This window comes from Streptomyces sp. NPDC041205 (assembly GCF_055591765.1).
On sequence record NZ_JBVIZH010000003.1, the window covers coordinates 286268 to 308635 of the forward strand.

Here is a 22368-nt window from a genome sequence, read left to right on the forward strand (position 1 = left end):
CGGACCCTAGGTACCGGCCAGCCGGTTGAGCACCCTCAGAGCCGACACCCGGCCCCGGTCCGGGACCGACCACAAGGTCTGGCCGTCGAGCCCCCACCGCTCGAGCAGCGCGTTGGCGGCGAGGAACCCCGAGGTGACCGCCCGTTCCATCAACGCGGCAGGCAGGTCGATACGGACCAGGTCGCCCGCGACGGTCAGGGCCGGGTCGGCGGTGCGCACGGTGGGCCGGTCGTGGTAGCCGCCCACCGCGAATAGCGGGCAGTCCGCGCGCCATTCGTGGCGCTCATCGACGATCTTGGCGTCACGCGTCTCGGGATAGAGGCGCCGCAACTGGTCCAGCAGTTGTTCTTGCACCGCCGTCCGGTGAGCGGTCCGTTCCACGGCGTAGGCGTGCAGTTCCACCACGGAGCCGCCGGTGCGGGCGACCCAGCGCAGGGCTTCGCCGTCCCACCGCTCCAGCACGCTCACGTTGTCCAAGGGACCGTATCCGCTGGTGCCCAGGAATCCCGGGCGCTCGCAGGAGACCGGGCGGTCCAGCCACAGCCGGGAGACGAGGAACGGTGGGGCCGTGGTCAGGCGCATGATGCGTTCTCGCCAGTCGGGGTCGCCCAGTCGGGGCGAGCACGCGACCACATGGCGCAGGCCCGCCGTGTCAAGGGCGAGCACCACGGTGTCGTGCCGCGTCTCGCTGTCCCGGGTGGTGACGTGAAATCCTCCCGTCGGCGCGCGCCGCACGTTCTCCACCGCGTGCCCGGTGCGGATCTCGACGCCGTGAGCGTCGAGATAGGCGGCGAGCGGTTCCCAGAAGGCCGCCGGGAAGGGCTCCTGCGGCACGTCGAAGAGCAGGCCCTCGCTGGAGCCGAGGAAGTAGATGTGGAACATGAGGGCGAGTTCGGCGGCCGAGAGCCGGCGCGGGTCGGCGAAGAAGCTGCGGGAGAACACCTCGAACGCCAGATGGTGGGCCGCTGGGGGAAAACGGATCCGTTCCAGCAGTTCCTGCGCGCTGATCCGGTCGAGTCGGCGGTAGATCTCGGGGACGCGTACGTCCATCAGGGGCAGCGCGGCGCGCGCGTTCATGCGGGCCAGGTCGCGCCAGCCGAACGTGGGGCTCCGCGCGGCGAAGCCGAGGGCGCTCCACGGTGGTGTACGCGGCACTTTGGCGAAGCTGTCCCGGAGCCCGGTGCTGTGCCGCAGCGGGTAGTCGGGCAGGCCGGTCAGCGTGGTGAGGCCGGGGTCCACGCGGCGCAACAGGCCGCGCAGGTTGTAGTACTGGCGGAAGAAGGCGTGAAAGCCCCGGGTCATCGTCGCCGTGGAGCCGTCGGCGAGTTCGATCGGCCAGCCCGCCAGGCGGCCGCCCAACTGGTACTCGCGTTCGTACAGCGTTACCCGTACGCCTCGTTCGGCCAAGGCCGTGGCGGCGGCCAGACCGGCCAGGCCGCCGCCCACGACTGCGGTCGTCGGCGCCTGCTCCCGTGGGACGCGGGGGAGCCCGGACGGTGCCCGCCACACCCGGGCGCGACGGTCACGGCCCCGGCGGGCCCGCCCGTCCGGGGCGATGTCGGATCGGCTCATCGAGCGCCCTTCTCCGCTTCGCCGGCCGAGGCCAGCACGGTGTGCACGATGCCGGTCTGCCAGCCGGGCATCGGCAGGACGCGCACACGCGTGAATCCGGCCCGCCGGGTCCGTGCGGCGAACGCCTGTGCGGTGTCGAAGCCGGAGACGCTGCTGAACAGATGCCGGTAGAGGGCCCCGTCGCCGACGAGGGTCCCCGCGGGCTGTACCACCGCCTTGCAGACGGCCGTCCACACGAGGCGGTCCGCCAGCCGCCCGCTGAGGGTGTATTCGTGCACGGCCAGGCGCCCGCCCGGTGCCAGCAGAGCGCGGACCGAGGAGAGCACGGCATCGGGGTCCGCGAGGTTGCGGAACAGGTAGGCGGCGAAGACCGCGTCGAAGGGCCCCCGCACGCCTGCCTGTTCGAGCCGCTCGGCGGATGATTGGGCGAAGGTGACCGTGGGCGGCCAGGACTTGGCGGCGGCGTGCGCCAGCATTCCCGCGGAGGCGTCGACCGCGACGATCTCGGCCCGCGGCGCGACGCGACGCAGCGCCGCGGTGGACGCCCCGGTTCCGCAACCCAGGTCGAGCAGCCGCAGCCCCGCGCCGCCGTCTGGCAGCCGCAGTCGGCGGGCGGAGCGGCGCAGGTGGGCGTGGTAGCCGGGATTGACGGCGACCAGCCGGTCGTAGGTACGGGCGGCGTGGTCGAACGCGGCGGACAGGGTGTCGTCGCGCAGCACGGTCATCTCAGGTCTCATTCCGGTCGGCTGGGCGCCCCGCCGCCTCGTGGGAGGGAGCGGGGGCGTGACGCTTGGGGAGCCAGGGCAGTTCGACGGCGGTGCGCGCCATCGGACCCACGGGGGTGCGCAGCCCGATCGTCAGGTCCTCGTAGGCGCTGGTGCGGCCGTCGAGGAAGCGGAGCAGTCGCTCCATCGGGACGTGGCGGAAGAGGTCCGTGAAGAGCGACGCCCCGCTCACCCGTCCGGTGTCCAGGGCCCGCAGCAGAACGGCGTCCATGGCCCGGGACCGCGCCGAGTGCGCGGGGGGCGGTCGGGGCGTGCGGCCCTGGTGGCAGGCGGCGGCGATGGCCCGTGTCTGTCGCTGGATGGCGGCGAAGGTGTATCCGGTCGAGGGCCGTGTCGCCCCGCCCGCGGTCCCGATGCGGAAGACGGAGGGGCCGGCGCGGCGCGGGAAGGCCGCGTCGGTCATGGGGATCACGCCGTGCTCCGCACGGGCGACTTCGTAGTGCTCCAGGGCCAGTTCGCGTGTCAGGTAGCGGCGCAGCGCGTGCTCGTACGCCCGGTCGTCCAGGACCTGGCGGGAGAATTCCGTGTACTCGACCAGGGCCTGGCTGGGGCTTGTCGGCAGGACGTAGGCGAAAGACACGCCGTGTGCGGGCTGCGGAGTGCGGAAGTCCATCAGGACGGCCGCCCGGGGGTCGAAGGCGGGTCGGTCGGTCCGGACGAACCAGCCGCGGAAGTGCTGCAGCAGCGTGGTCCGGCCCGGCGGCAGGACCGAGGGCGGACGGGAGTCGAACACCCACCGTGCCCGCACCGCCAAGCGGTGCCCCGCCCCGGTGCGCGTGCGGATCTCGGCACCGTGGCCGAAGTCGTTGATCGCTTCCACCACCGCCGTGAGCCGGGACACGTTCGGTTCGCCGGCGAGGCGGTCACCGACCAGGGACTCGAAGGAGCTGGAACGCAGCATCTTGTAGCGCAGAGGGGCGGGCGAGGCGGCGACGGCGGTGCCGTCGGGGGCGTGCACGCGCAGGGTGTCCCAGGCGGCGGTCAGGGCGGCGTCGTAATCGCCGTTCGGTCCCTCCCAGAAGCACCAGGTGCGCTCTCCCGGCTTCCGCGGCCCTGCCGGAGCGTCCACCAGGACGACCGACGGCACGCGGCCGCCGGGATGGCCGGTGGCCAGGCGGTAGGCGAGCGAGAGCCCAGCCGCGCCTGCCCCCACGATGGCGATCTGCGTGTCGTGCATGGGCCCCTCGCCGGTTGTCCGTCGATGCCCGCCTTTCCGTGCGAGACGGCCCCGCGGATGCACCGGCCCGGCACGAATCTCAGCCGGCCGACCGGGCGGGCGGCCGCGGGGCGGCGGCAGGACGGGCCGGAGAACGGTGGGTGCCGCCCGCGTCGGCGGCCTCCTCCTCGCGTCGCGCCTGGTCGGGGTGACGGCGGCGCCAGTACGGATTGTCGTGCGGCAGACCGCCACTGACCCGTCCGTACATACCGAACGTGACGATCAGCAGCCCCATGACGAAGCTGAAGATGACGTTCGGCATGCTGAAGTCGAGGACGTTCACCGGCCGGTCGAGTACGAACAGGTGGGCGAAACCGCTCAGGAGGAAGAGGGAGCCGATCGCGATGTTGAGCGTGGAGGCGAAGTTGCCGCCGACCACCGCTCCCGCGACCATGCCGGTCCCGACCACCACCGAGAGCAGGCTGAGCAGCCCGTTGCTCGACAGGCCCGCGACCCGAGAGCCGTCGGTGGTGAAGAAGGCGAGCTGATCGGCGAAGCCGAGACAGCCGAACACGAGCAGAATCACACCGCACAGTGCCGCACCGACCCGGTACACGACGGCGAGCCGGTGATCGACGGGGAGTTCCTCGCGGAGCTTCATGACCTTCGCCTCCAGGATGAGTGCCCATCGGCTCCCAGCCTGAGCGCCGTGACCTCGCCGTTCACCACGAGTCGATCGTGCGTCGAACGCCGGGCCTTCTTGTCCGGACGTTGTCCGGAAGCTACCCGGAAAACACTCCGACCAGTGGCGGTCGAAGAACCGGGCGACTGCGGAACCACGCGCTGAACCGGCGGTGCCGCACACACACCGCATCTGGACACGGCGTCGGACCGGAATCATTGATGCGGGACCTGCCCGCCCTCAAGGAGCCGCGCCATGACCATCTCGATCGTCCTGTTCACCTCGGACCTGCGCGTGCACGACCATCCGCCGCTGCGGTCCGCGCTGCGCGGGGCCGACGCCGTCGTGCCCCTGTTCGTGCGGGACCCCGCCGTGGACGCCGCCGGGTTCGCCGTCCCCAACCGGCTGGCGTTCCTCGCCGACTCCCTGTCCGACCTCGACGCGAGTCTGCGCGCGCGAGGCGGTCGGCTGATCGTCCGCCGCGGTGACCTCGTCGACGCGGTGTGCGCGGTCGCCACCGAGGCGCAGGCCGACGAGGTGCACATGGCAGCGGACCACAGCAGTCACGCGCACCGCCGTGAGGGCCGCCTGCGCCGTGCTCTGGCGGCCCAGGGGCTGCGCCTGTTCGTCCACGAGACTGTGCGGACAGCTGTCGCCCCGGGCTCGGTCACCCCGGCGTCCTCGGACCACTTCGCCGTGTTCACGCCGTACTTCCAGCGCTGGTCGCAACAGGTCCTGCGGGAGCCCCTGGCAGCCCCCCGCGCCGTGCCGGTGCCCGACGCCGTCGGCTCCGAGGCGCTCCCGGCCCGCGGCGACGTCGCGGGCGTGTCTCCGGGGCTGGCCGAGGGCGGGGAGAGCCTGGGCCGCCGACAGTTCACCGCCTGGCTGCGAACCGGGGTGTCCGCCTACGACGAACGTCACGACGACCTGGCGGGCGATGCCACCTCGCGGCTGTCCCCGCATCTTCACTTCGGCACGCTGTCCGCCGTCGAGCTCCTCCACCGCCTGCGTACGGAGCACGGACCCGGACCCGCGGCGTTCGTCCGCCAGCTGGCGTGGCGCGACTTCCACCAGCAGGTCCTGGCCGCCCGCCCGAGCGTCGCGTTCAGCGACTACCGCAGTCGGCACGACGCCTGGCGCGGCACAGCGGAAGCACACGACGACATCGAGGCCTGGAAGCAGGGCCGCACCGGCTACCCGGTGATCGATGCCGCGATGCGCCAACTGGCCCACGAGGGCTGGATGCACAACCGCGGCCGTCTGCTCACCGCGAGCTTCCTGACCAAAACGCTCTACGTGGACTGGCGCATCGGCGCACGGCACTTCCTGTCCCTGCTGGTGGACGGCGACATCGCCAACAACCAGCTCAACTGGCAGTGGATGGCGGGCACCGGCACGGACACCCGCCCCAACCGGGTCCTCAACCCGCTCACCCAGGCCAAGCGGCACGACCCCGACGGGGAGTACGTCCGGCGGTGGGTTCCCGAACTCGAAGGGCTGCGGGCCCCGGCCGTCCACGAGCCGTGGAAGCTGCCCGGACTGGACCGCGCCGCGTGCGACTACCCCGACCCGATCGTCGATCTCGCCGACGCGCGGGACCGTTTCCGGCGATCGCGCGAACGCGCCGAGGGCGGGGCCCGATGACCACCGCGCACTGGCTGTTCGGCGACCAGTTGGGTCCGCACTTCCTCCACCCGGACGACTCCGGCCCGGCACAGGGGGCACCGCTCGTCCTGATCGAGGCCAAGTCGGTGTTCCGGCGCCGCCGCTTCCACCGCGCCAAGGCCCACCTCGTCCTGTCCGCGATGCGCCATCGCGCCGTCGAACTGGGCGACCGGGTCCGCTACGTCCGGGCCGAGACCTACCGGGAAGGCCTGCGTGAGGCCGTGGCCGACCGGCCGGTGACGGTGCGCCACCCCACTTCCCGAGCCGCCCTGAACATGGTCGCGCGGCTGCCGCAGGTCCAGGTGCTGCCCGCCCGCGGCTTCCTCGTCGACCACGAGGCGTTCGGGACCTGGGCCGACCGGCACAGGGGAACGCGGCTGCGGCAGGAGGACTTCTACCGCTGGACACGACGTCGGCTGGGTCTGCTCATGGACGGCGAGTCACCGGTGAGCGGGCGCTGGAACACGGACCACGACAACCGCGAACCACCTCCTCGGAAGGTACGCACCCTGGGCGCCCCGGCCCCTTACCGGCCGCGCGAGGACGAGATCGACGACCAGGTGCGGCGGGACCTGGACCGCTGGGAGCGCGAGGACGGGATCGTGTTCGTGGGCCGGGACGGCCCACGCCTGTTTCCCGCCTCACGGCGCGAGGCGCGTGCGGCGCTGGCCCGGTTCGTCGAGCACCGGCTCGCCGGGTTCGGGCCGCACGAGGACGCGATGCTCGCGGCCGATCCGGTCATGAGCCACAGCCTGCTCTCCTCCTCCCTCAACCTCGGCCTGCTGGATCCCGCGGAATGCGTCGAGCGGGCCGAGGACGCCTGGCGCGCGGGCCGGGCACCGCTGAGCAGCGTGGAGGGCTTCATCCGGCAGATCGCGGGCTGGCGCGAGTACGTCTGGCACCTGTACTGGTACTTCGGTGCGGACTACCGCCACCGCAACGCGCTGCGCCACCACGAGCCGCTGCCCGACTGGTTCTTGGCGCTGGACGCGGACGCGGTCACAGCCCGATGTCTGGCGACCGTGCTGGCCCAGGTCCGCGACACCGGCTGGACCCATCACATCCCCCGCCTGATGGTGCTCGGCAGCCACGCCCTGCAGCGCGGCTACGATCCACGCGCGGTCACCGACTGGTTCCACCGCTGTTTCGTCGACGGCTACGACTGGGTGATGCTGCCCAACGTCGTCGGCATGTCCCAGTACGCCGACGGCGGCCGGATGACCACCAAGCCGTACACGTCCGCAGGCGCGTACCTGAACCGCATGAGCGACCTGTGCGGAGGCTGCGCCTACTCGCCCACCCGGCGCACCGGTGAGCGGGCCTGCCCCTTCACCGCCGGGTACTGGTCCTTCCTGCACCGGCACCAGCACCGTCTCGCCGCCAACCCCCGCACGGCACAGGCCGTGCGCGGACTCGGACGACTCGGCGACCTCGACCAGGTGCTGCGGGAGGAGGCCGACCGCAGCGACCAGGTGCCATGAGGGGTGCCGTCAGGTGCGAGTCGTGCGCAGATCGGCGAGGACCTCACGGGCCGCCCGGGAGCCTGAGGCCAGTGCCCCCTGGACCGATCCGGTGGCACGGTGGTCGCCGCAGACGTAGCGCCCCGGCGCGATCCGGCTGGTGCGGCTGAGCGGGTGCCCGGGCAGCATGACGGGCAGCGCGTCGGGCACGGTCCGTACCGTCAGCAGGTCCCAGCCCGCGGTGTCGTCCTCGTACGCGTTCGCGAGGGCGGAGCGCACCGTGCGCTCCCGGTCCGGGTCGTCGTTGCCCAGGACCGAGGTGGCCACCAGACAGAGGCCCGGGGGAGCGTAGGAGGGCACTGCCTCGCTCAGTACGCAGGTGTTGAGGAAACCCCGGCCGGAATCCGTGAGCAGGGTCGGCTCTTCCAGCGGCGAGCGGGCGCAGAGGTGGTAGTACGTGGTGACCGTCCGGTACGCGGGGCGGGGCAGGCCAGGCAGCAGACCGGCGGCGGGTCCCGGGCCGGTCGCCACGACGACGACCGGTGCCGCCGCCTCCCCGCCCCCGCCGAGGAGCACTCCCTCGTCGGTCAGACCCTCCACCGGGCACTCCAGACGCACCGTGCCCCCGGGGAGCGCCGCGGCGAGCTGCGCGGGTACGGCGCCGATGCCCGCGGCAGGCAGACAGAGGCTGCCGCGCAGCATGCTGCGCCACGTCAGATGGAAGAAGCGGCTCGATGTCTCCAGGTCTTCCTCGAGGAAGACCCCGGACAGGAACGGACGGAAGAATCCTTCGATGAACGCCTCGGAGAAACCGGCGGCACTCAGGGCAGCACGGGTGCTGCGGTCCCGGCGGCGCTTGAGCCGGACGGCGGGGGGAAGAGCGTCGCGGCCGGCCAGGAGCGCGAGGGCGGCCAGGTCCCGTGGGCCGACCGGTCGGTCTCGGGCCAGGTCCCGGATGCCGTGCGGGGCCCGGGTGGGATCCGTCAGCCTCAGCCGGCCCTGATCCGTGTGGACCAGGACCGCGGGAGTGAACGGGCGCAGCCGCAGCGCACGCAGGTCCATGCGCCTGCGGACCTGCGGGTAGGCGGTGTTGAACACCTGGAAGCCCCGGTCGATCACGCATCCGCTGACGAGGTCGGAGCGCATGCGGCCGCCCACCGCGTCGGAGGCCTCGAGGACCCGCACGTCCAGCCCCGCGCCCACCAGGTCCCGGGCGCAGGCGAGCCCCGCGAGCCCGGCTCCCACGACGAGGACATCCGGCCCGCCCCGGCTCCAGGACATGGCGACCACCTCCACCGCGCTGCCCGATGCAGCTTCGCTGCCCTTCTTTCGGCTCGCGCCCGTGGCGCGGATGCGTCCGGGCGGGATCGGTGTGCTCTGTGCGCGGCAGCGCCGCGGTTCCCGTACGGGAGGGCAGCGGGACTGGTCGGGCGGGCTCGCGGCCCGGGGGCCGACGGCCCGGGCCGTGTCCGGCTAGTGCCCGGTGGCCGGGCGGCGGCGGACCGCCTTGGCCCTCGTCCCGCGCACGGTGGCGGTCTGCTCCCGCGCGCCGGCCTCCGCGGGCTCCGCGGCCGCGCCGGTCGCCTCGGCGGCGGAGGCGCGGGCCACCAGCGCCGCCTCGTTCAGGAGTCCCCGCACGTCCGCCGCACGGTAGTAGATCCGGGTGCCCTCGCGGCGCGACACCACAAGCCCGGCCGCCCGCAGTTTCGCCAGGTGCTGGGAGGTCGCGGCGACATGCGCGCCGAGCAGCTCCGCGAGCGCGCTGACCGGCAGCTCCTGCCCGCTGAGCGCCCACAGCAGCCGGTACCGCGACGGGTCGGCCACCGCCTTCAGTACCGCCACCGCGCGGTCCGCGGCGGCCGCGTCCCACGCCTGTCCTTGCGCGTCCATGCAAGTAGGGTAACCGGCGTGGCGCGCCCGGCCACCGCGACGCGGGCTCAGGACGCCGGGGCCCCGCTTCGCCGCCCCGACGCCGTCGACCCCCGGACCACCAGCTCCGGCAGGAACACGAACTCGCTGTGCGGCGCCGGGGTGCCGCCGATCTCCTCCAGGAGCGTGCGGACCGCGGCCTGGCCCATGGCCTGGACGGGCTGGCGGACCGTGGTCAGCGGCGGGTCGGTGAAGGCGATCAGCGGGGAGTCGTCGAAGCCGACCACCGAGATGTCGCGGGGCACGTCGAGGCCCTGCTCGCGGGCGGCGCGGATGGCGCCGAGGGCCATCATGTCGCTGGCGCAGACGATGCCGGTGCACCCTTTGGCGATCAGTGCCGTCGCCGCGGCCTGCCCGCCCTCCAGGGTGTACAGGGAGTGCTGGACCAGCTCGTCGGCCGCCGCGTCGGACAGGCCGAGCCGCTCCCGCAGGCCGAGCCGGAAGCCCTCGATCTTGCGGACGACAGGGACGAAGCGCCGGGGACCGACCGCGAGGCCGACGCGGGTGTGGCCGAGCGAGGCGAGGTGGCGCACCGCCAGCTGCGTCGCGGCCCGGTCGTCGGTGGAGACGAAGGGCGCGTCGACCTCGGGGGAGAAGCCGTTGACCAGGACGTGCGGGACGCCCTGGGCGCGCAGGGAGCCGTAGCGCGTCATGTCGGCGGTGGTGTCGGCGTGCAGTCCGGAGACGAAGATGATCCCGGCGACGCCGCGGTCCACCAGCATCTCGGTCAGCTCGTCCTCGGTGGAGCCGCCCGGGGTCTGGGTGGCGAGCACCGGCGTATAGCCCTGGCGGGTCAGGGCCTGGCCGATGACCTGGGCGAGGGCGGGGAAGATCGGGTTGTCCAGCTCGGGCGTGATCAGGCCGACCAGGCCCGCGCTGCCGCGTCTGCGCAGCCGGACGGGCCGTTCGTAGCCGAGCACGTCGAGTGCGGCGAGAACGGCTTCGCGGGTGGCCGCGGCCACGCCGGGCTTGCCGTTGAGGACCCGGCTGACGGTGGCTTCGCTGACTCCCGCCTGGGCTGCGATGTCGACGAGCCGCGCGGTCATGCACGGGACTGTACCGGCCGACCGCGGCCTTGCCCACCTGTTGCGCAAGCTTGCAGCAAGCCCTGACGCGGCCTCGCCGCAACGTACAGGACACGCGACGGTAACGATCACCTCGTCTTGCAGAAATTTCTCGCAAGGTCTTTCGGCTGGTTTTCAAGCCTGTTACGTTCCTGCCAACCCGGCGCCGCCTCGAGTGCGGCCAGCAGGAGGCACCTCTTCGTCTCTCCTCATTCCGGGTCATTCCGGGACCAGTTGAAGGAGTACACATGCGGCGTGGCATAGCGGCCACCGCACTGGTCGCAGCCCTTGCGATGACAGCGGCGGCGTGCGGCGGCGACGACGGCGGTGGCGGCAAGAAGAGCGGCGGCAAGCTCTCCGGGACCGTCACCTTCTGGGACACCTCGAACGACGCCGAGAAGGGCACGTACGAGAAGCTGGCCAAGGGCTTCGAGGAGATCCACCCCGGCGTCAAGGTCAAGTACGTGAACGTGCCGTTCGGTGAGGCCAACGCCAAGTTCAAGAACGCGGCCGGCGGCAACTCCGGCGCCCCCGACGTGATGCGCACCGAGGTCGCCTGGGTCGCCGACTTCGCGAACCTCGGCTACCTGGCGCCGCTGGAGGGCACCGCCGCGCTGGACAAGCCGGAGGACTTCCTGCCGCAGGCCGCCGCGAGCACCAAGTTCAAGGGCAAGACGTACGCGGTGCCGCAGACCATCGACACCCTCGCGCTCTTCTACAACAAGAAGATGCTGAAAGAAGCGGGCGTCGGGGTCCCCAAGACCTTCGAGGACGTGAAGTCCGCCGCCAAGAAGATCAAGTCGAAGTCCGGCAAGACCGGTCTCTACCTGCGCGGCGACGACCCGTACTTCTACCTCCCGTACCTCTACGGCGAGGGCGGTGACCTCCTCGACACGAAGAAGAAGGAGATCACCGTCGACGACGCCGAGGGCGGCAAGGCCTTCGAGGTCATGAAGGACCTCGTCGACTCCAAGGCCGCCGTCACCGACGCCAGCGACGGCTACAACAACCAGCTGAACGCCTTCAAGAACGGCGACGTCGCCATGGCGCTCGACGGCCCCTGGTCCATCGAGGGCGCCCTGCAGGGCAAGCAGTTCAAGGGCTCCGCTGGCAAGGCCAACCTCGGTGTCGCGCCGGTGCCCGGCGGCAGCGCCCGGCAGGCCTCGCCGCAGGGCGGCTGGAACCTCGCCGCGTACGCCGGTTCCAAGAACCTCGACGCCAGTTACGAGTTCATCAAGTACATGAGCTCGGCGAAGGTGCAGCAGCAGACCACCGAGAAGCTGAGCCTGCTGCCCACCCGCACCTCCGTCTACGAGGTGAAGTCCGTCAAGGACAACCAGATGGTCCAGTTCTTCAAGCCTGCCGTCGACAAGTCCGTGCAGCGGCCCTGGATCCCCGAGGCCAACTCGCTGTTCGAGCCGATCCGCCTGGAGATGCAGAAGGTGCTCAGCGGCAAGACCTCGCCCGAAGGCGGCGCCGAGAGCATCGGCAAGGCCTACGGCAAGCTCCTCAAGGACTACAAGTAGCGATGGCTGTCGAGAGCGGCCCCCGAGCGGTCAAGGCCGCGGACGCCGTCGGCGTCCGCGGCCGCGGCCCCCGCCCGGGCAAGAACCCCGGACGCCTGCGCAGGGCCCTGAGCACCCACTGGTACGCGTGGGCGATGGTCGCCCCCGTGGTGATCGTCATCGGCGTCATCGTCGGCTACCCGCTGGCCCGCGGCGTCTTCCTGTCGACGACGAACGCCAACGAGGCGAACGTCGAGCGCACCATCGGCGTCAACCACATCCCGGCGACCTACGAGTCCGTCGGCCTGGACAACTACAAGGCGATCCTCGACGACGGCGTCTTCTGGGACCGGCTCAGCTGGACCGTCATCTGGACGGTCTCCTGCGTCGCCCTGTCGTTCGCCATCGGCCTCGTCCTCGCGAACATGCTCAACCGCAAGCTCAAGGGCCGCTCCTTCTACCGGATGGCGCTGATCCTGCCCTGGGCGGTGCCCGCGTTCGTCTCCGTCTTCACCTGGCGGCTGCTCTTCAACGAGAAGAACGGCGTCCTCAACAAGGTCCTCGAAGGCGGCGGCATCGACGCGATCCCGTGGCTGAACGACCCCACCTGGGCGAAGTTCTCCGTGATCGCCGTCAACGTCTGGCTCGGCGTGCCGTTCATGCTCGTCGCCATGCTCGGCGGGCTCCAGTCGATCCCCGGCGAACTGTACGAGGCCGCCGAGATGGACGGCGCGAGCCCCTGGCAGCGCTTTCGCCACGTCACGCTGCCCGGCCTGCGGTCCGTCGCCACGACCGTGATCCTCATCAGCTCCATCTGGACCTTCAACATGTTCCCGGTGATCTTCCTGCTCACCCGGGGCGGCCCGGGGGACGCCACCGAGATCCTCGTGACGTACGCCTACCGCCTGTCGTTCGTCGTCAGCCCACGGGACTTCGCCGGGTCCGCGGCCTGGGGCGTGCTCATCCTGCTGCTCCTGTCGCTCTTCGCGGTGGTCTACCGCCGCGCGCTCCGCAAGCAAGGAGAGGTGTGGTGACCACCGTGACCCCGGACAAGAAGGTGCCAGGGCCCGCGCGGAGCGGGCACGGCCCGCGGCCGAGGAAGGTCAGGCGGCGCGGCGAGCGCGGCCCGCTCGCCTCCGTCGCCCTGCACACCACCCTCCTGATCGCCTCCCTCATCGCGGTCCTGCCGCCGCTGTGGCTGCTCGTCACCTCGTTCAAGCCGCAGAGCGAGGCGTTCTCCACCGCCCTGGTGAAGGACTTCACGTTCGGCAACTACGACCACGTCCTGAACGACACCAAGTTCCTCGACTGGGTCGTCAACTCGCTGTTCGTCGTCGGCCTGACCACCGTCATCGGCGTCTTCATCTCCGCGACCACGGGCTACGCGGTGAGCCGGTTCAAGTTCCCCGGCATGCGGCCCCTGATGTGGCTGCTCCTCATCACGCAGATGTTCCCGGTCGCCGTGCTCATCGTGCCGCTGTACAACCTGCTCGCGAGCATGGAGCTGCTGAACCAGCCCATGGGCCTGGTCCTCACCTATCTGACGATCGCCGTGCCGTTCTCCGCGTGGATGATGAAGGGGTACTTCGACACCATCCCCGTGGAGATCGACGAGGCGGGCCGCGTCGACGGCCTCAACCCGTTCGGCACCTTCTGGCGGCTCATCATGCCGCTGGCCAAGCCCGGCCTCGCCGTCACCGCCTTCTACAGCTTCATCACCGGCTGGGCCGAGGTCGCCTACGCCTCCGCGTTCATGACCGGCGAGGAGAACCTGACGCTCGCGGGCGGCCTGCAGACCTTCGTCAACCAGTACACCAGCGACTGGGGCTCGCTCACCGCCGCGGCCGTGATCGTGGCCGTGCCCGCCGCCGTGATCTTCGGCTTCGTGCAGCGCCACCTCGTCTCCGGGCTCACGGCCGGCGCGACGAAGTCCTGACCCGGGCGCCCCGCCGGACCCCGCGTCCGGCGGCCCCGCCCGACCCGCACCACGACTCGACCAGACTCGACCTCTCAGGGAACACATGACCCAGCATCTCGCTGCCCCTGCCGCCCCCGACTCCGGCACGCGTACGGACTGGTGGCGCGACGCGGTGATCTACCAGGTCTATCCGCGCAGCTTCGCCGACGGCAACGGCGACGGCATGGGCGACCTCGAGGGCATCCGGGCCCGCCTGCCGCACCTGAAGGACCTCGGCGTGGACGCCGTCTGGCTCTCCCCGTTCTACGCCTCGCCGCAGGCCGACGCGGGCTACGACGTCGCCGACTACCGCGCCATCGACCCGATGTTCGGCACCCTCCACGACGCCGACGCGGTGATCAGGGACGCGCACGCCCTCGGCCTGCGCATCATCGTGGACCTGGTGCCCAACCACTCCTCCGACCGCCACGACTGGTTCCGCCGGGCGCTCGCGGACGGCCCCGGCTCGCCCCTGCGGGAGCGCTACCACTTCCGCCCCGGCAAGGGCGCCGGCGGCGAACTGCCGCCCAACGACTGGGAGTCCATCTTCGGCGGCCCGGCCTGGACCCGCACCACCGACCCCGACGGCACCCCCGGCGACTGGTACCTCCACCTGTTCGCGCCCGAGCAGCCCGACTTCAACTGGGAACACCCCGCCGTACGCGACGAGTTCCGCTCGATCCTGCGCTTCTGGCTGGACATGGGTGTCGACGGCTTCCGCGTGGACGTCGCCCACGGCCTGGTCAAGGCCGAGGGGCTGCCCGACATCGGCCACCACGACCAGCTGAGGCTGCTCGGCAACGACACCATGCCGTTCTTCGACCAGGACGGCGTGCACGCCATCTACCGCAGCTGGCGCCAGGTCCTCGCCGAGTACGCGGGCGACCGTGTTCTGGTCGCCGAGGCCTGGACGCCCACCGTCGAGCGCACCGCGCACTACGTGCGCCCCGACGAGATGCACCAGGCCTTCAACTTCCAGTACCTCGGCACCCACTGGGACGCCGCCGAGCTGCGCGAGGTCATCGACAGCTCGCTGGCCGCGATGCGCCCCGTCGGCGCCCCCGCCACCTGGGTCCTGTCCAACCACGACGTGACCCGGCACGCGACCCGCTTCGCCAACCCGGCCGGGCTCGGCACCCAGCTCCGCACCCCCGGCGACCGCGCCCTCGGCCTGCGCCGCGCCCGCGCCGCCACGCTCCTGATGCTGGCGCTGCCCGGCTCCGCGTACCTCTACCAGGGCGAGGAACTGGGCCTGCCCGACGTCACCGACCTGCCCGACGAGGTCCGCCAGGACCCCTCGTTCCACCGGGCGCAGGGGCAGGACGGGTTCCGCGACGGCTGCCGGGTGCCGATCCCGTGGACCGTCGACGGGCCGTCGTACGGCTTCGGCACCGGTGGTAGCTGGCTGCCGCAGCCCGCGGGCTGGGGCGAGCTGAGCGTCCAGGCGCAGACCGGCGACCCGACGTCGACGCTGGAGCTGTACCGCGCGGCGCTGCGGGCGCGCCGGACGCAGCCGGGTCTCGGCGCGGGTGAGGGCCTTGAGTGGACCGACGCCCCGGCGGGCGTGCTCGCCTTCCGGCGCGATGAGTTCGCGTGCACCGCGAACACCACCGGGGCGCCCGTACGGATCGTGGCGCCCGGCCGGATGCTGCTCGCGAGCGGCCCCGTCGAGGTGACCGGGGGCGAGGTGGAGCTGCCCGCCGACACCACCGTCTGGTGGGCGGTGTGACGACCTCCCCGCCGCGGGACGCCGAACGCGGCGCCCCGCGGCTCGCGGACATCGCCGCCCAGGCGGAGGTCAGCGAGGCCACCGCGAGCCGCGTCCTGAACGGCAAGGCGGGCGTGGCCGCCGCGACCCGGCGCCGCGTCCTCGCCGCCCTCGACGTGCTCGGCTACGAACGGCCCGTGCGGCTCAAGCGCCGCAGCGCGGGCCTGGTCGGCCTGGTCATCCCCGAGCTGACCAACCCGATCTTCCCGGCCTTCGCGCAGGTCGTGGAGCAGGTCCTGGCCGGGCACGGCTACACCCCCATGCTGTGCACCCAGATGCCGGGCGGCGCCACCGAGGACGAGCTGGTGGAACAGCTGGAGGAACGCGGTGTCAGCGGCATCGTGTTCCTGTCGGGGCTGCACGCCGACGCGAGCGCCGACCACGGGCGCTACCTCGAACTCGCTGGCCGGGGCGTGCCGTTCGTCCTCATCAACGGCTACAACGCGCACATCCCCGTCTCCTGCGTCTCCGCCGACGACCGCGCGGCCGTACGGATGGCGGTGCGCCACCTCGTGGACCTCGGGCACGAACGGATCGGCCTGGCCATCGGGCCGACCCGCTACGTCCCCTCGCGGCGCAAGGCGGAGGGGTTCGCGACGGCGCTGCACGAGTACGTCGGCCTGGCACAGGGGGAGGCCGAACCGTTCGTGCAGCGCACGCTGTTCACCGTCGAGGGCGGTGCGGCAGCGGCCGGGGCGCTGCTCGATCGCGGCTGCACCGCCGTGGTGTGCGGCAGCGACATGATGGCGCTCGGCGCCGTCAGGGCCGCCAGGGAGCGCGGCTTCTCGGTGCCCGGTGACGTCTCCGTGGTGGGCTTCGACGACTCGCCCCTCATCGCGTTCACGGACCCGCCGTTGACCACGGTGCGTCAGCCCGTGCAGGCGATGGCGTCGGCCGCCGTCGGCGCCCTCCTCGAGGAGATCAACGGAAATCCCGTGCAGCGCACCGAGTTCGTCTTCCAGCCCGAACTCGTCGTACGAGGCTCAACGGCCCAGGTGCGTCCCAAGGGTTGACCGTGATGGTTGACGGTCGTACGGTCACGGGCGAAAACACTGCCGCAATCTTGCTGCAACAACCTTCAACGGCCTGACGAGCACCCCCATCGCCGGAGAAGGCCCCCACTTCACCCGCGCAGGAGGCCCCCGTGACACGTCGTACGCGCAGGAAGCAAGGAACAGGACGCAAGGCCCAGGCCGCCGCCTTCGCCCTGCTCGTCGGGGTCGGCGGGGGGCTGGTCGGCGGCGCGCCGCAGGCCGCCGCCGCCCCGCCCGGCACCAAGGACGTCACCGCGGTGCTCTTCGAGTGGAAGTTCAGCTCGGTGGCCAAGGCGTGCACGGACCGGCTCGGCCCCGACGGCTACGGCTACGTCCAGGTGTCGCCGCCGCAGGAGCACATCCAGGGCCCGCAGTGGTGGACGTCGTACCAGCCCGTCAGCTACAAGATCGCGGGTCGGCTCGGCGACCGGGCCGCCTTCAAGAGCATGGTCGACACCTGCCACGCGGCGGGCGTGAAGGTCGTCGTCGACACGGTCATCAACCACATGGCGGCGGGCGACGGCACCGGCACCGGCGGCACGTCGTACACGAAGTACAACTACCCGGGCAGCTACTCGCGCCCCGACCTCGACAACTGCACCGCGCAGATCACCGACTACCAGGACCGCACGAACGTCCAGGAGTGTGAACTCGTCGGCCTCGCGGACCTGGACACCGGCGAGGACTACGTACGCGGCCGCATCGCCGCGTACATGAACGATCTGCTCTCCCTCGGCGCCGACGGATTCCGTGTGGACGCCGCCAAGCACATGGCCGCCGGAGACCTCGCGAACATCAAGTCGCGCCTGAAGGACCGGAACGTCTACTGGAAGCAGGAGGCGATCTTCGGCGCGGGCGAGGCCGTCTCGCCGGACGAGTACCTGGGCAACGGCGATGTGCAGGAGTTCCGCTACGCCCGCGACCTCAAGCGCGTGTTCACCGGCGAGAAGCTGGCGTACCTGAAGAACTACGGCGAGGGCTGGGGCTATATGCCGTCCGGCAGGTCCAACGTGTTCGTCGCCAACCACGACACCGAGCGCGGCGGCGACACCCTCACCTACAAGGACGGCGCCAACCACACCCTGGCGCACGTCTTCATGCTCGCCTGGCCCTACGGCTCCCCGGACGTGCACTCCGGCTACGAGTTCACCGACCGGGACGCCGGACCGCCCAACAGCGGTGAGGTGAACGCCTGTTACCGCGACGGCTGGAAGTGCCAGCACGCCTGGCCCGAGATCAAGGGCATGGTGAAACTGCGCAACACCGCGCGTGGCGCCGACGTCACCCACTGGTGGGACAACGGCAACAACGCCATCGCGTTCGGGCGCGGCGACAAGGCGTACGTCGTGATCAACCACGAGGGCGCCGCGCTCGACCGGACCTTCCAGACGTCCCTGGCCGCGGGCACCTATTGCGACGTGCAGAGCGGCCGGAGCGTCACCGTCGACGGCTCGGGCCGTTTCACCGCCTCCGTGGCGCCGAACACCGCCCTCGCCCTGTATACCGGCGCGAAGTGCTCCGCCGGATGAGGCGGACCCGGCCGTCGTGCCTCCGCGGGGCCGTCCTGGCTGGTCGCGCGGTTCCCCGCGCCCCTTCAGGGCGCCTGCGCACCGCAGCCGACCGCACCCGGGTCGCCTGGTCCCCCTGACCACCCCGAGTCCCGTTGACCACGCCGAAGGAGAACGCACCCCCGTGACCGGCTCCGCACGCCGCACCGCCACCGCGATGGCCCTGGCCCTGCTCGCCGCCGCCGTGCCCCTGACGGGCGCGGCGGCGGCGCCCGGCGCCCCGGCCGCCGCTCCCGGCCCGACGAAGGCCGAGGCACAGTGGATCGACCGCGACACCGTCGTCTGGAACACCGACGCCGAACCCGCCGCGCGGGGCGGTGAACGCGCGCCCGTCAGCACGGAGTTGGCGTACGCGCGGCGCGGCGGCATCACCGTCGAGGACGGCGGCCCCACCGGTGGGGCGCACCGCATCCGCCTCGCCCCGGTGCCCGGCGGCCTCACCGAGGCGCAGCGGGCGAAGTTTCCGCACCTGCGGACCCACGCGGCCTTCCGCGTCGACCCGCGCGACCGCGACCGGATCCGCACGGCCCTCACCGGCCAGCTCGTCGCGGTCCAGCGCGCGTCGGACGGCGCCCTGAAGGCCGCCACCGGCGTACAGACGCAGGGCGTGCTTGACGACGTCTACGCCCCCGCCGCCACGAAGGCCGCGCTGGGCCCCGGCTTCACTCACGGCAAGCCGTCGCTCGCGGTGTGGGCGCCCACCGCCCAGGACGTGCGGCTCGACATCGGCGGCCGGACCGTGCCGATGCGCAGGGACGCGGCCTCGGGCGTCTGGTCGGCGAGCGGGCCGCGGAGCTGGACCGGGAAGCCGTACCGGTACGTCGTGAAGGTGTGGGCGCCGAGCGTGCGCAAGGTCGTCACCAACAAGGTCACCGACCCCTACGCCACCGCCCTCACCACCGACTCCGCCCGGAGCCTGCTCGTCGACCTCGACGACCCCGCGCTCGCACCCAAGGGCTGGCGGACCCTGCGCAAGCCGCCCGCGACCCCCCTGCGGGACGCGCAGATCCAGGAACTGCACATCCGGGACTTCTCCATCGCGGACCGCACGGCCAAGCATCCGGGCACGTACCTGGCGTTCACGGACCGCACGTCGAACGGCATGCGACACCTGCGCAAGCTCGCCAGGTCCGGTACGTCCTACGTCCACCTGCTGCCCGCGTTCGACATCGGCACCATCCCCGAGCGCAAGTCCGAACAGGCCACGCCCGGCTGTGACTTGGCGTCCTTCGCACCCGACTCCGAGGAGCAGCAGGCCTGCGTGGGCCAGACCGCCGCCAAGGACGCCTACAACTGGGGCTACGACCCGCTGCACTACACCGTCCCCGAGGGCTCCTACGCGAGCGACCCCGAAGGCCCCCGGCGCACCGTCGAGTTCCGCAAGATGGTGCAAGGACTCAACAACGCCGGCCTGCGCACCGTCATGGACGTCGTCTACAACCACACCGTCGCGAGCGGCCAGGCCGACAGGTCGATCCTCGACAAGATCGTGCCCGGCTACTACCAGCGGCTGCTCGCCGACGGCTCCGTCGCCACCTCCACCTGCTGCGCGAACACCGCGCCCGAGAACGCCATGATGGGCAGGCTCGTCGTCGACTCGATCGTCACCTGGGCGAAGAAGTACAAGGTCGACGGCTTCCGCTTCGACCTGATGGGGCATCACCCGAAGGCCAACATCCTCGCCGTCCGCAAGGCCCTGGACGCCCTCACCCCGAAGAGGGACGGCGTCGACGGCAAGAAGATCGTGCTCTACGGAGAGGGCTGGAACTTCGGCGAGATCGCCGACGACGCCCGCTTCGAGCAGGCCACCCAGCGCAACATGGCGGGCACGGGCGTCGCCACCTTCTCCGACCGGGCCCGCGACGCCGTGCGCGGCGGCGGCCCCTTCGACGAGGACCCCGGCGTCCAGGGCTTCGCCAGCGGCCTGTACACCGACCCCAACACCTCCAAGGCGAACGGCACGCCCGCCGAGCAGAAGGCCCGCCTCCTGCACTACCAGGACCTGATCAAGGTCGGCCTCACCGGCAACCTGGCCGCGTACGCCTTCACCGACTCCTCAGGACGCAGGGTCACGGGCGCCGACGTCGACTACAACGGCGCCCCCGCCGGATACGCCGCCGCGCCCGGCGACGCCCTCGCCTACGCCGACGCCCACGACAACGAGACGCTGTACGACGCCCTCGCCTTCAAGCTCCCGCGCGGCACGGCGGCCGCCGACCGGGCCCGGATGCAGGTCCTCGCGTCGGCGACGGCCACGCTCTCGCAGGGTCCCGCGCTGTACCAGGCGGGCAGCGACCTGCTGCGCTCCAAGTCCCTCGACCGCAACTCCTACGACAGCGGGGACTGGTTCAACGCCATCCACTGGGACTGCCGCGACGGCAACGGCTTCGGCCGCGGCCTGCCGCCCGCCCCCGACAACAAGCCCAAGTGGCCCTACGCAAAGCCCCTGTTGGCGGACCCCGCGCTCGCCCCGGCCTGCGCGGACATCCGCGGAGCCGCGGCCGCGTACCGGGACCTGCTGCGGCTGCGCGCCACCGCACCGGAGTTCTCCCTCGCGACCGGCGAGCGGGTCCAGAAGGAGCTGTCCTTCCCGCTGTCCGGCACCCCGGGGGAGAAGCCCGGCGTCATCACCATGCGCCTCGGCTCCCTCGTGGTCGTCTTCAACGCGACACCCCAGGAGCAGTCCCAGCACGTCGAGGCCCTGGAGGGGAAGGCGTACGCGCTGCATCCCACGCAGGCGCGCGGAGCCGACCCCGTGGTCAAGTCGGCCGCGTACGCGAAGGGTTCGGGGACCTTCCGGGTCCCGGCGCGGACGGTCGCGGTGTTCCGGCGCGGCTGACGGCCGCCGCTCAGGCCCGGCCGAGGACGTTCCGCACGAAGGCGTTGCGGAACGTCCCGGCCGGGTCGAGGGCCGCGGCCAGCGCGGCGAAGTCCGCGAGGCGCGGATGGACGGTGCCCAGGCTCGCCGGAGGGGTGCGGAAGACCTTGCCCCAGTGGGGGCGGGGTGCGAAGGGCGTCAGGGCCTCCTCCGTTCGGGCGATCACCGGCAGGACGGCGGCCGGGTCCGGCGCCCAGGTGAAGTGGAACGCCACCGAGTCACGGCCGTACGCGGGGCTGAGCCACTGGGTGTCCGCCGCGACCGTGCGGACCTCGCAGACCTGGAGGACCGGCGCGATCGTCTCCCGGACGGCGTCGAGCGCGTGCAGCGCGGGGAGCGCCTCGGCGCGCGGGAGCAGATACTCCGACTGCAGCTCCGCGCCGCTGCTCGGCGTGAAGTCGGCGCGGAAATGGGGCAGTCGGTCGTGCCAGGGTCCGGGGACGCCCAGCTGCTCCGTGCAGTTGGCCGCGGGCGCACCGGGCACCGGATGCCGGGGCGCGGTGGCGGGGGCGGCCCACGGGAAGTCGACGCCGCGCCCCGCCCGCTGTTTGAGACACACGGTCGTGAAGCGCGGGCCGCGCCAGTCGGTGAAGAGGCTCACGCTGTACGCCGACGACGTCACCGCGTCGAAGTCGAGCCCCGCGAACGGGAGGTCCACGAACACGTGCTGGGCCACGTCGTACGCGGGCTCCAGGTCGAGGGTCAGCGCCGTCACCACGCCCAGCGCGCCGAGCGAGACCACCGCCCCGTCGAACCCGGCGTCCCCCCGGCGCAGGGTGACGAGCCCGCCGTCCGCCGTCATCAGCTCCACCGCGCACACCGACGACGACAGCGGCGCCAGTGTGTTCCCCGAGCCGTGGGTACCCGTCGCCACCGAACCCGCGACCGAGATGTGGGGGAGCGAGGCCATGTTGGGCAGCGCGAGCCCGGACGCGTGCACGCGGCGGGCCAGTTCGGTGTACCGGACGCCGCCCGCGACCCGCACCGTGCGCGCCGCCGTGTCGACGTCCACGGTGGGCGGCAGCCCGGCCAGGGAGAGGAGCGTGCTGTCCGGGGCGTCGGTGTCCGCGATCCGGTTGAAGGAGTGCCCGCTGCCGAGCACACGCACCTGCCGGGAGCCGGTCACCAGCGCCCGCAGCTCCTCCGCCGAGGCGGGGCGGCGCAGCTCACGGGCCGTGAAGGCGATGTTCCCCGCCCAGTTCGTCACCACGTCGTCGGCACTCATGCTCGTCGTTCCTCCTGGGGGCGGGGCTCCTGGGCGCGGAAGCCGTCCGGGGCGGGGCGGCTCATTACCGGTCATCGTGCCCGGCCGGCCGGAGTCGGAAATACCCCCCTAGGTATGGTG

General features: G+C 72.1%; 17 protein-coding genes and 1 pseudogene. 10 read left to right on the plus strand and 8 right to left on the minus strand.

Annotated elements, in window-relative coordinates; all coding sequences use genetic code 11:
- Positions 1–6: 6 nt before the first annotated feature.
- The 4 genes from ACZ6BG_RS15510 to ACZ6BG_RS15525 all read right to left on the minus strand — a co-directional run bounded on the left by ACZ6BG_RS15510 (position 7) and on the right by ACZ6BG_RS15525 (position 4174).
- A complete protein-coding gene (locus ACZ6BG_RS15510; protein WP_469000952.1) occupies positions 7–1572 on the minus strand; it encodes an FAD-dependent oxidoreductase in 1566 nt (521 codons plus the stop codon).
- Positions 1569–2297 (minus strand): class I SAM-dependent methyltransferase, encoded by a 729-nt coding sequence (locus ACZ6BG_RS15515; RefSeq protein ID WP_469000955.1) that lies wholly within the window; start codon positions 2295–2297, stop codon positions 1569–1571. Before ACZ6BG_RS15515 ends, ACZ6BG_RS15510 begins: the two co-directional genes overlap by 4 nt.
- A gap of 1 nt (position 2298) precedes the next feature.
- On the minus strand, positions 2299–3534 hold the full coding sequence (locus ACZ6BG_RS15520; protein ID WP_469000959.1) for a lycopene cyclase family protein: 1236 nt from the start codon (positions 3532–3534) through the stop codon (positions 2299–2301).
- A gap of 79 nt (positions 3535–3613) precedes the next feature.
- Positions 3614–4174, minus strand: a complete 561-nt coding sequence (locus ACZ6BG_RS15525) for a DUF4383 domain-containing protein (protein ID WP_469000962.1) — start codon at positions 4172–4174, stop codon at positions 3614–3616.
- 276 nt (positions 4175–4450) lie between these two features.
- Here ACZ6BG_RS15525 and ACZ6BG_RS15530 point away from each other — a divergent pair, with 276 nt between their 5' ends.
- Both ACZ6BG_RS15530 and ACZ6BG_RS15535 read left to right on the plus strand, forming a co-directional pair.
- Complete coding sequence (locus ACZ6BG_RS15530; RefSeq protein WP_469000965.1) at positions 4451–5839, plus strand: cryptochrome/photolyase family protein; 1389 nt, start codon at positions 4451–4453, stop codon at positions 5837–5839.
- Positions 5836–7341 (plus strand): cryptochrome/photolyase family protein, encoded by a 1506-nt coding sequence (locus ACZ6BG_RS15535; protein WP_469000968.1) that lies wholly within the window; start codon positions 5836–5838, stop codon positions 7339–7341. Before ACZ6BG_RS15530 ends, ACZ6BG_RS15535 begins: the two co-directional genes overlap by 4 nt.
- Positions 7342–7350: 9 nt before the next feature.
- Here ACZ6BG_RS15535 and ACZ6BG_RS15540 read toward each other — a convergent pair whose 3' ends face one another.
- Positions 7351–8601, minus strand: coding sequence for an NAD(P)/FAD-dependent oxidoreductase (locus tag ACZ6BG_RS15540; RefSeq protein ID WP_469000970.1), 1251 nt, complete (start codon positions 8599–8601; stop codon positions 7351–7353).
- On the opposite strand from ACZ6BG_RS15540, the gene ACZ6BG_RS15545 reads away from it, so the two are divergent.
- Positions 8600–8797: a hypothetical protein gene (locus tag ACZ6BG_RS15545; protein ID WP_469000972.1), complete on the plus strand. Its 198-nt coding sequence runs from the start codon at positions 8600–8602 to the stop codon at positions 8795–8797. The genes ACZ6BG_RS15540 and ACZ6BG_RS15545 overlap by 2 nt on opposite strands.
- On the opposite strand, the gene ACZ6BG_RS15550 is transcribed toward ACZ6BG_RS15545, so the two are convergent.
- Positions 8794–9210 carry an ArsR/SmtB family transcription factor gene (locus ACZ6BG_RS15550; protein ID WP_469000974.1) on the minus strand — a complete coding sequence of 139 codons (417 nt, stop codon included), beginning with the start codon at positions 9208–9210 and terminating at the stop codon, positions 8794–8796. The two genes, ACZ6BG_RS15545 and ACZ6BG_RS15550, sit on opposite strands and share 4 nt — an antisense overlap.
- 47 nt (positions 9211–9257) lie before the next feature.
- Entirely contained in the window at positions 9258–10295 is a 1038-nt protein-coding gene (locus ACZ6BG_RS15555) for a LacI family DNA-binding transcriptional regulator (RefSeq protein ID WP_469000976.1), read from the minus strand.
- Positions 10296–10561: 266 nt separating this feature from the next.
- Here ACZ6BG_RS15555 and ACZ6BG_RS15560 point away from each other — a divergent pair, with 266 nt between their 5' ends.
- The 7 genes and pseudogenes from ACZ6BG_RS15560 to pulA all read left to right on the plus strand — a co-directional run bounded on the left by ACZ6BG_RS15560 (position 10562) and on the right by pulA (position 20984).
- Positions 10562–11839 carry an extracellular solute-binding protein gene (locus tag ACZ6BG_RS15560; RefSeq protein WP_469000979.1) on the plus strand — a complete coding sequence of 426 codons (1278 nt, stop codon included), beginning with the start codon at positions 10562–10564 and terminating at the stop codon, positions 11837–11839.
- Between the two features lie 2 nt (positions 11840–11841).
- Entirely contained in the window at positions 11842–12852 is a 1011-nt protein-coding gene (locus tag ACZ6BG_RS15565) for a carbohydrate ABC transporter permease (protein WP_469000982.1), read from the plus strand.
- A gap of 23 nt (positions 12853–12875) precedes the next feature.
- Positions 12876–13754, plus strand: coding sequence for a sugar ABC transporter permease (locus ACZ6BG_RS15570; RefSeq protein WP_469002920.1), 879 nt, complete (start codon positions 12876–12878; stop codon positions 13752–13754).
- Positions 13755–13839: 85 nt separating this feature from the next.
- Positions 13840–15504, plus strand: coding sequence for a glycoside hydrolase family 13 protein (locus tag ACZ6BG_RS15575; protein ID WP_469000986.1), 1665 nt, complete (start codon positions 13840–13842; stop codon positions 15502–15504).
- Positions 15492–16556 (plus strand): LacI family DNA-binding transcriptional regulator, encoded by a 1065-nt coding sequence (locus ACZ6BG_RS15580; RefSeq protein ID WP_469000988.1) that lies wholly within the window; start codon positions 15492–15494, stop codon positions 16554–16556. The genes ACZ6BG_RS15575 and ACZ6BG_RS15580 overlap by 13 nt, the downstream gene beginning before the upstream one ends.
- Positions 16557–16687: 131 nt before the next feature.
- Positions 16688–18103: pseudogene (locus ACZ6BG_RS15585) on the plus strand (alpha-amylase); the annotation flags it as partial.
- A gap of 166 nt (positions 18104–18269) precedes the next feature.
- On the plus strand, positions 18270–20984 hold the full coding sequence (pulA, locus tag ACZ6BG_RS15590) for a pullulanase-type alpha-1,6-glucosidase (protein WP_469000991.1): 2715 nt from the start codon (positions 18270–18272) through the stop codon (positions 20982–20984).
- Positions 20985–20994: 10 nt separating this feature from the next.
- On the opposite strand, the gene ACZ6BG_RS15595 is transcribed toward pulA, so the two are convergent.
- Positions 20995–22248, minus strand: coding sequence for an FAD-binding protein (locus ACZ6BG_RS15595; protein WP_469000994.1), 1254 nt, complete (start codon positions 22246–22248; stop codon positions 20995–20997).
- Positions 22249–22368 lie beyond the last annotated feature (120 nt).

Coding starts and splice junctions, on each gene's coding strand:
- ACZ6BG_RS15510 (WP_469000952.1), bottom strand. CDS start 1,572: ATGAGCCGATCCGACATCGCCCCGGACGGGCGGGCCCGCCGGGGCCGT.
- ACZ6BG_RS15515 (WP_469000955.1), bottom strand. CDS start 2,297: ATGACCGTGCTGCGCGACGACACCCTGTCCGCCGCGTTCGACCACGCC.
- ACZ6BG_RS15520 (WP_469000959.1), bottom strand. CDS start 3,534: ATGCACGACACGCAGATCGCCATCGTGGGGGCAGGCGCGGCTGGGCTC.
- ACZ6BG_RS15525 (WP_469000962.1), bottom strand. CDS start 4,174: ATGAAGCTCCGCGAGGAACTCCCCGTCGATCACCGGCTCGCCGTCGTG.
- ACZ6BG_RS15530 (WP_469000965.1), top strand. CDS start 4,451: ATGACCATCTCGATCGTCCTGTTCACCTCGGACCTGCGCGTGCACGAC.
- ACZ6BG_RS15535 (WP_469000968.1), top strand. CDS start 5,836: ATGACCACCGCGCACTGGCTGTTCGGCGACCAGTTGGGTCCGCACTTC.
- ACZ6BG_RS15545 (WP_469000972.1), top strand. CDS start 8,600: ATGGCGACCACCTCCACCGCGCTGCCCGATGCAGCTTCGCTGCCCTTC.
- ACZ6BG_RS15540 (WP_469000970.1), bottom strand. CDS start 8,601: ATGTCCTGGAGCCGGGGCGGGCCGGATGTCCTCGTCGTGGGAGCCGGG.
- ACZ6BG_RS15550 (WP_469000974.1), bottom strand. CDS start 9,210: ATGGACGCGCAAGGACAGGCGTGGGACGCGGCCGCCGCGGACCGCGCG.
- ACZ6BG_RS15555 (WP_469000976.1), bottom strand. CDS start 10,295: ATGACCGCGCGGCTCGTCGACATCGCAGCCCAGGCGGGAGTCAGCGAA.
- ACZ6BG_RS15560 (WP_469000979.1), top strand. CDS start 10,562: ATGCGGCGTGGCATAGCGGCCACCGCACTGGTCGCAGCCCTTGCGATG.
- ACZ6BG_RS15565 (WP_469000982.1), top strand. CDS start 11,842: ATGGCTGTCGAGAGCGGCCCCCGAGCGGTCAAGGCCGCGGACGCCGTC.
- ACZ6BG_RS15575 (WP_469000986.1), top strand. CDS start 13,840: ATGACCCAGCATCTCGCTGCCCCTGCCGCCCCCGACTCCGGCACGCGT.
- ACZ6BG_RS15595 (WP_469000994.1), bottom strand. CDS start 22,248: ATGAGTGCCGACGACGTGGTGACGAACTGGGCGGGGAACATCGCCTTC.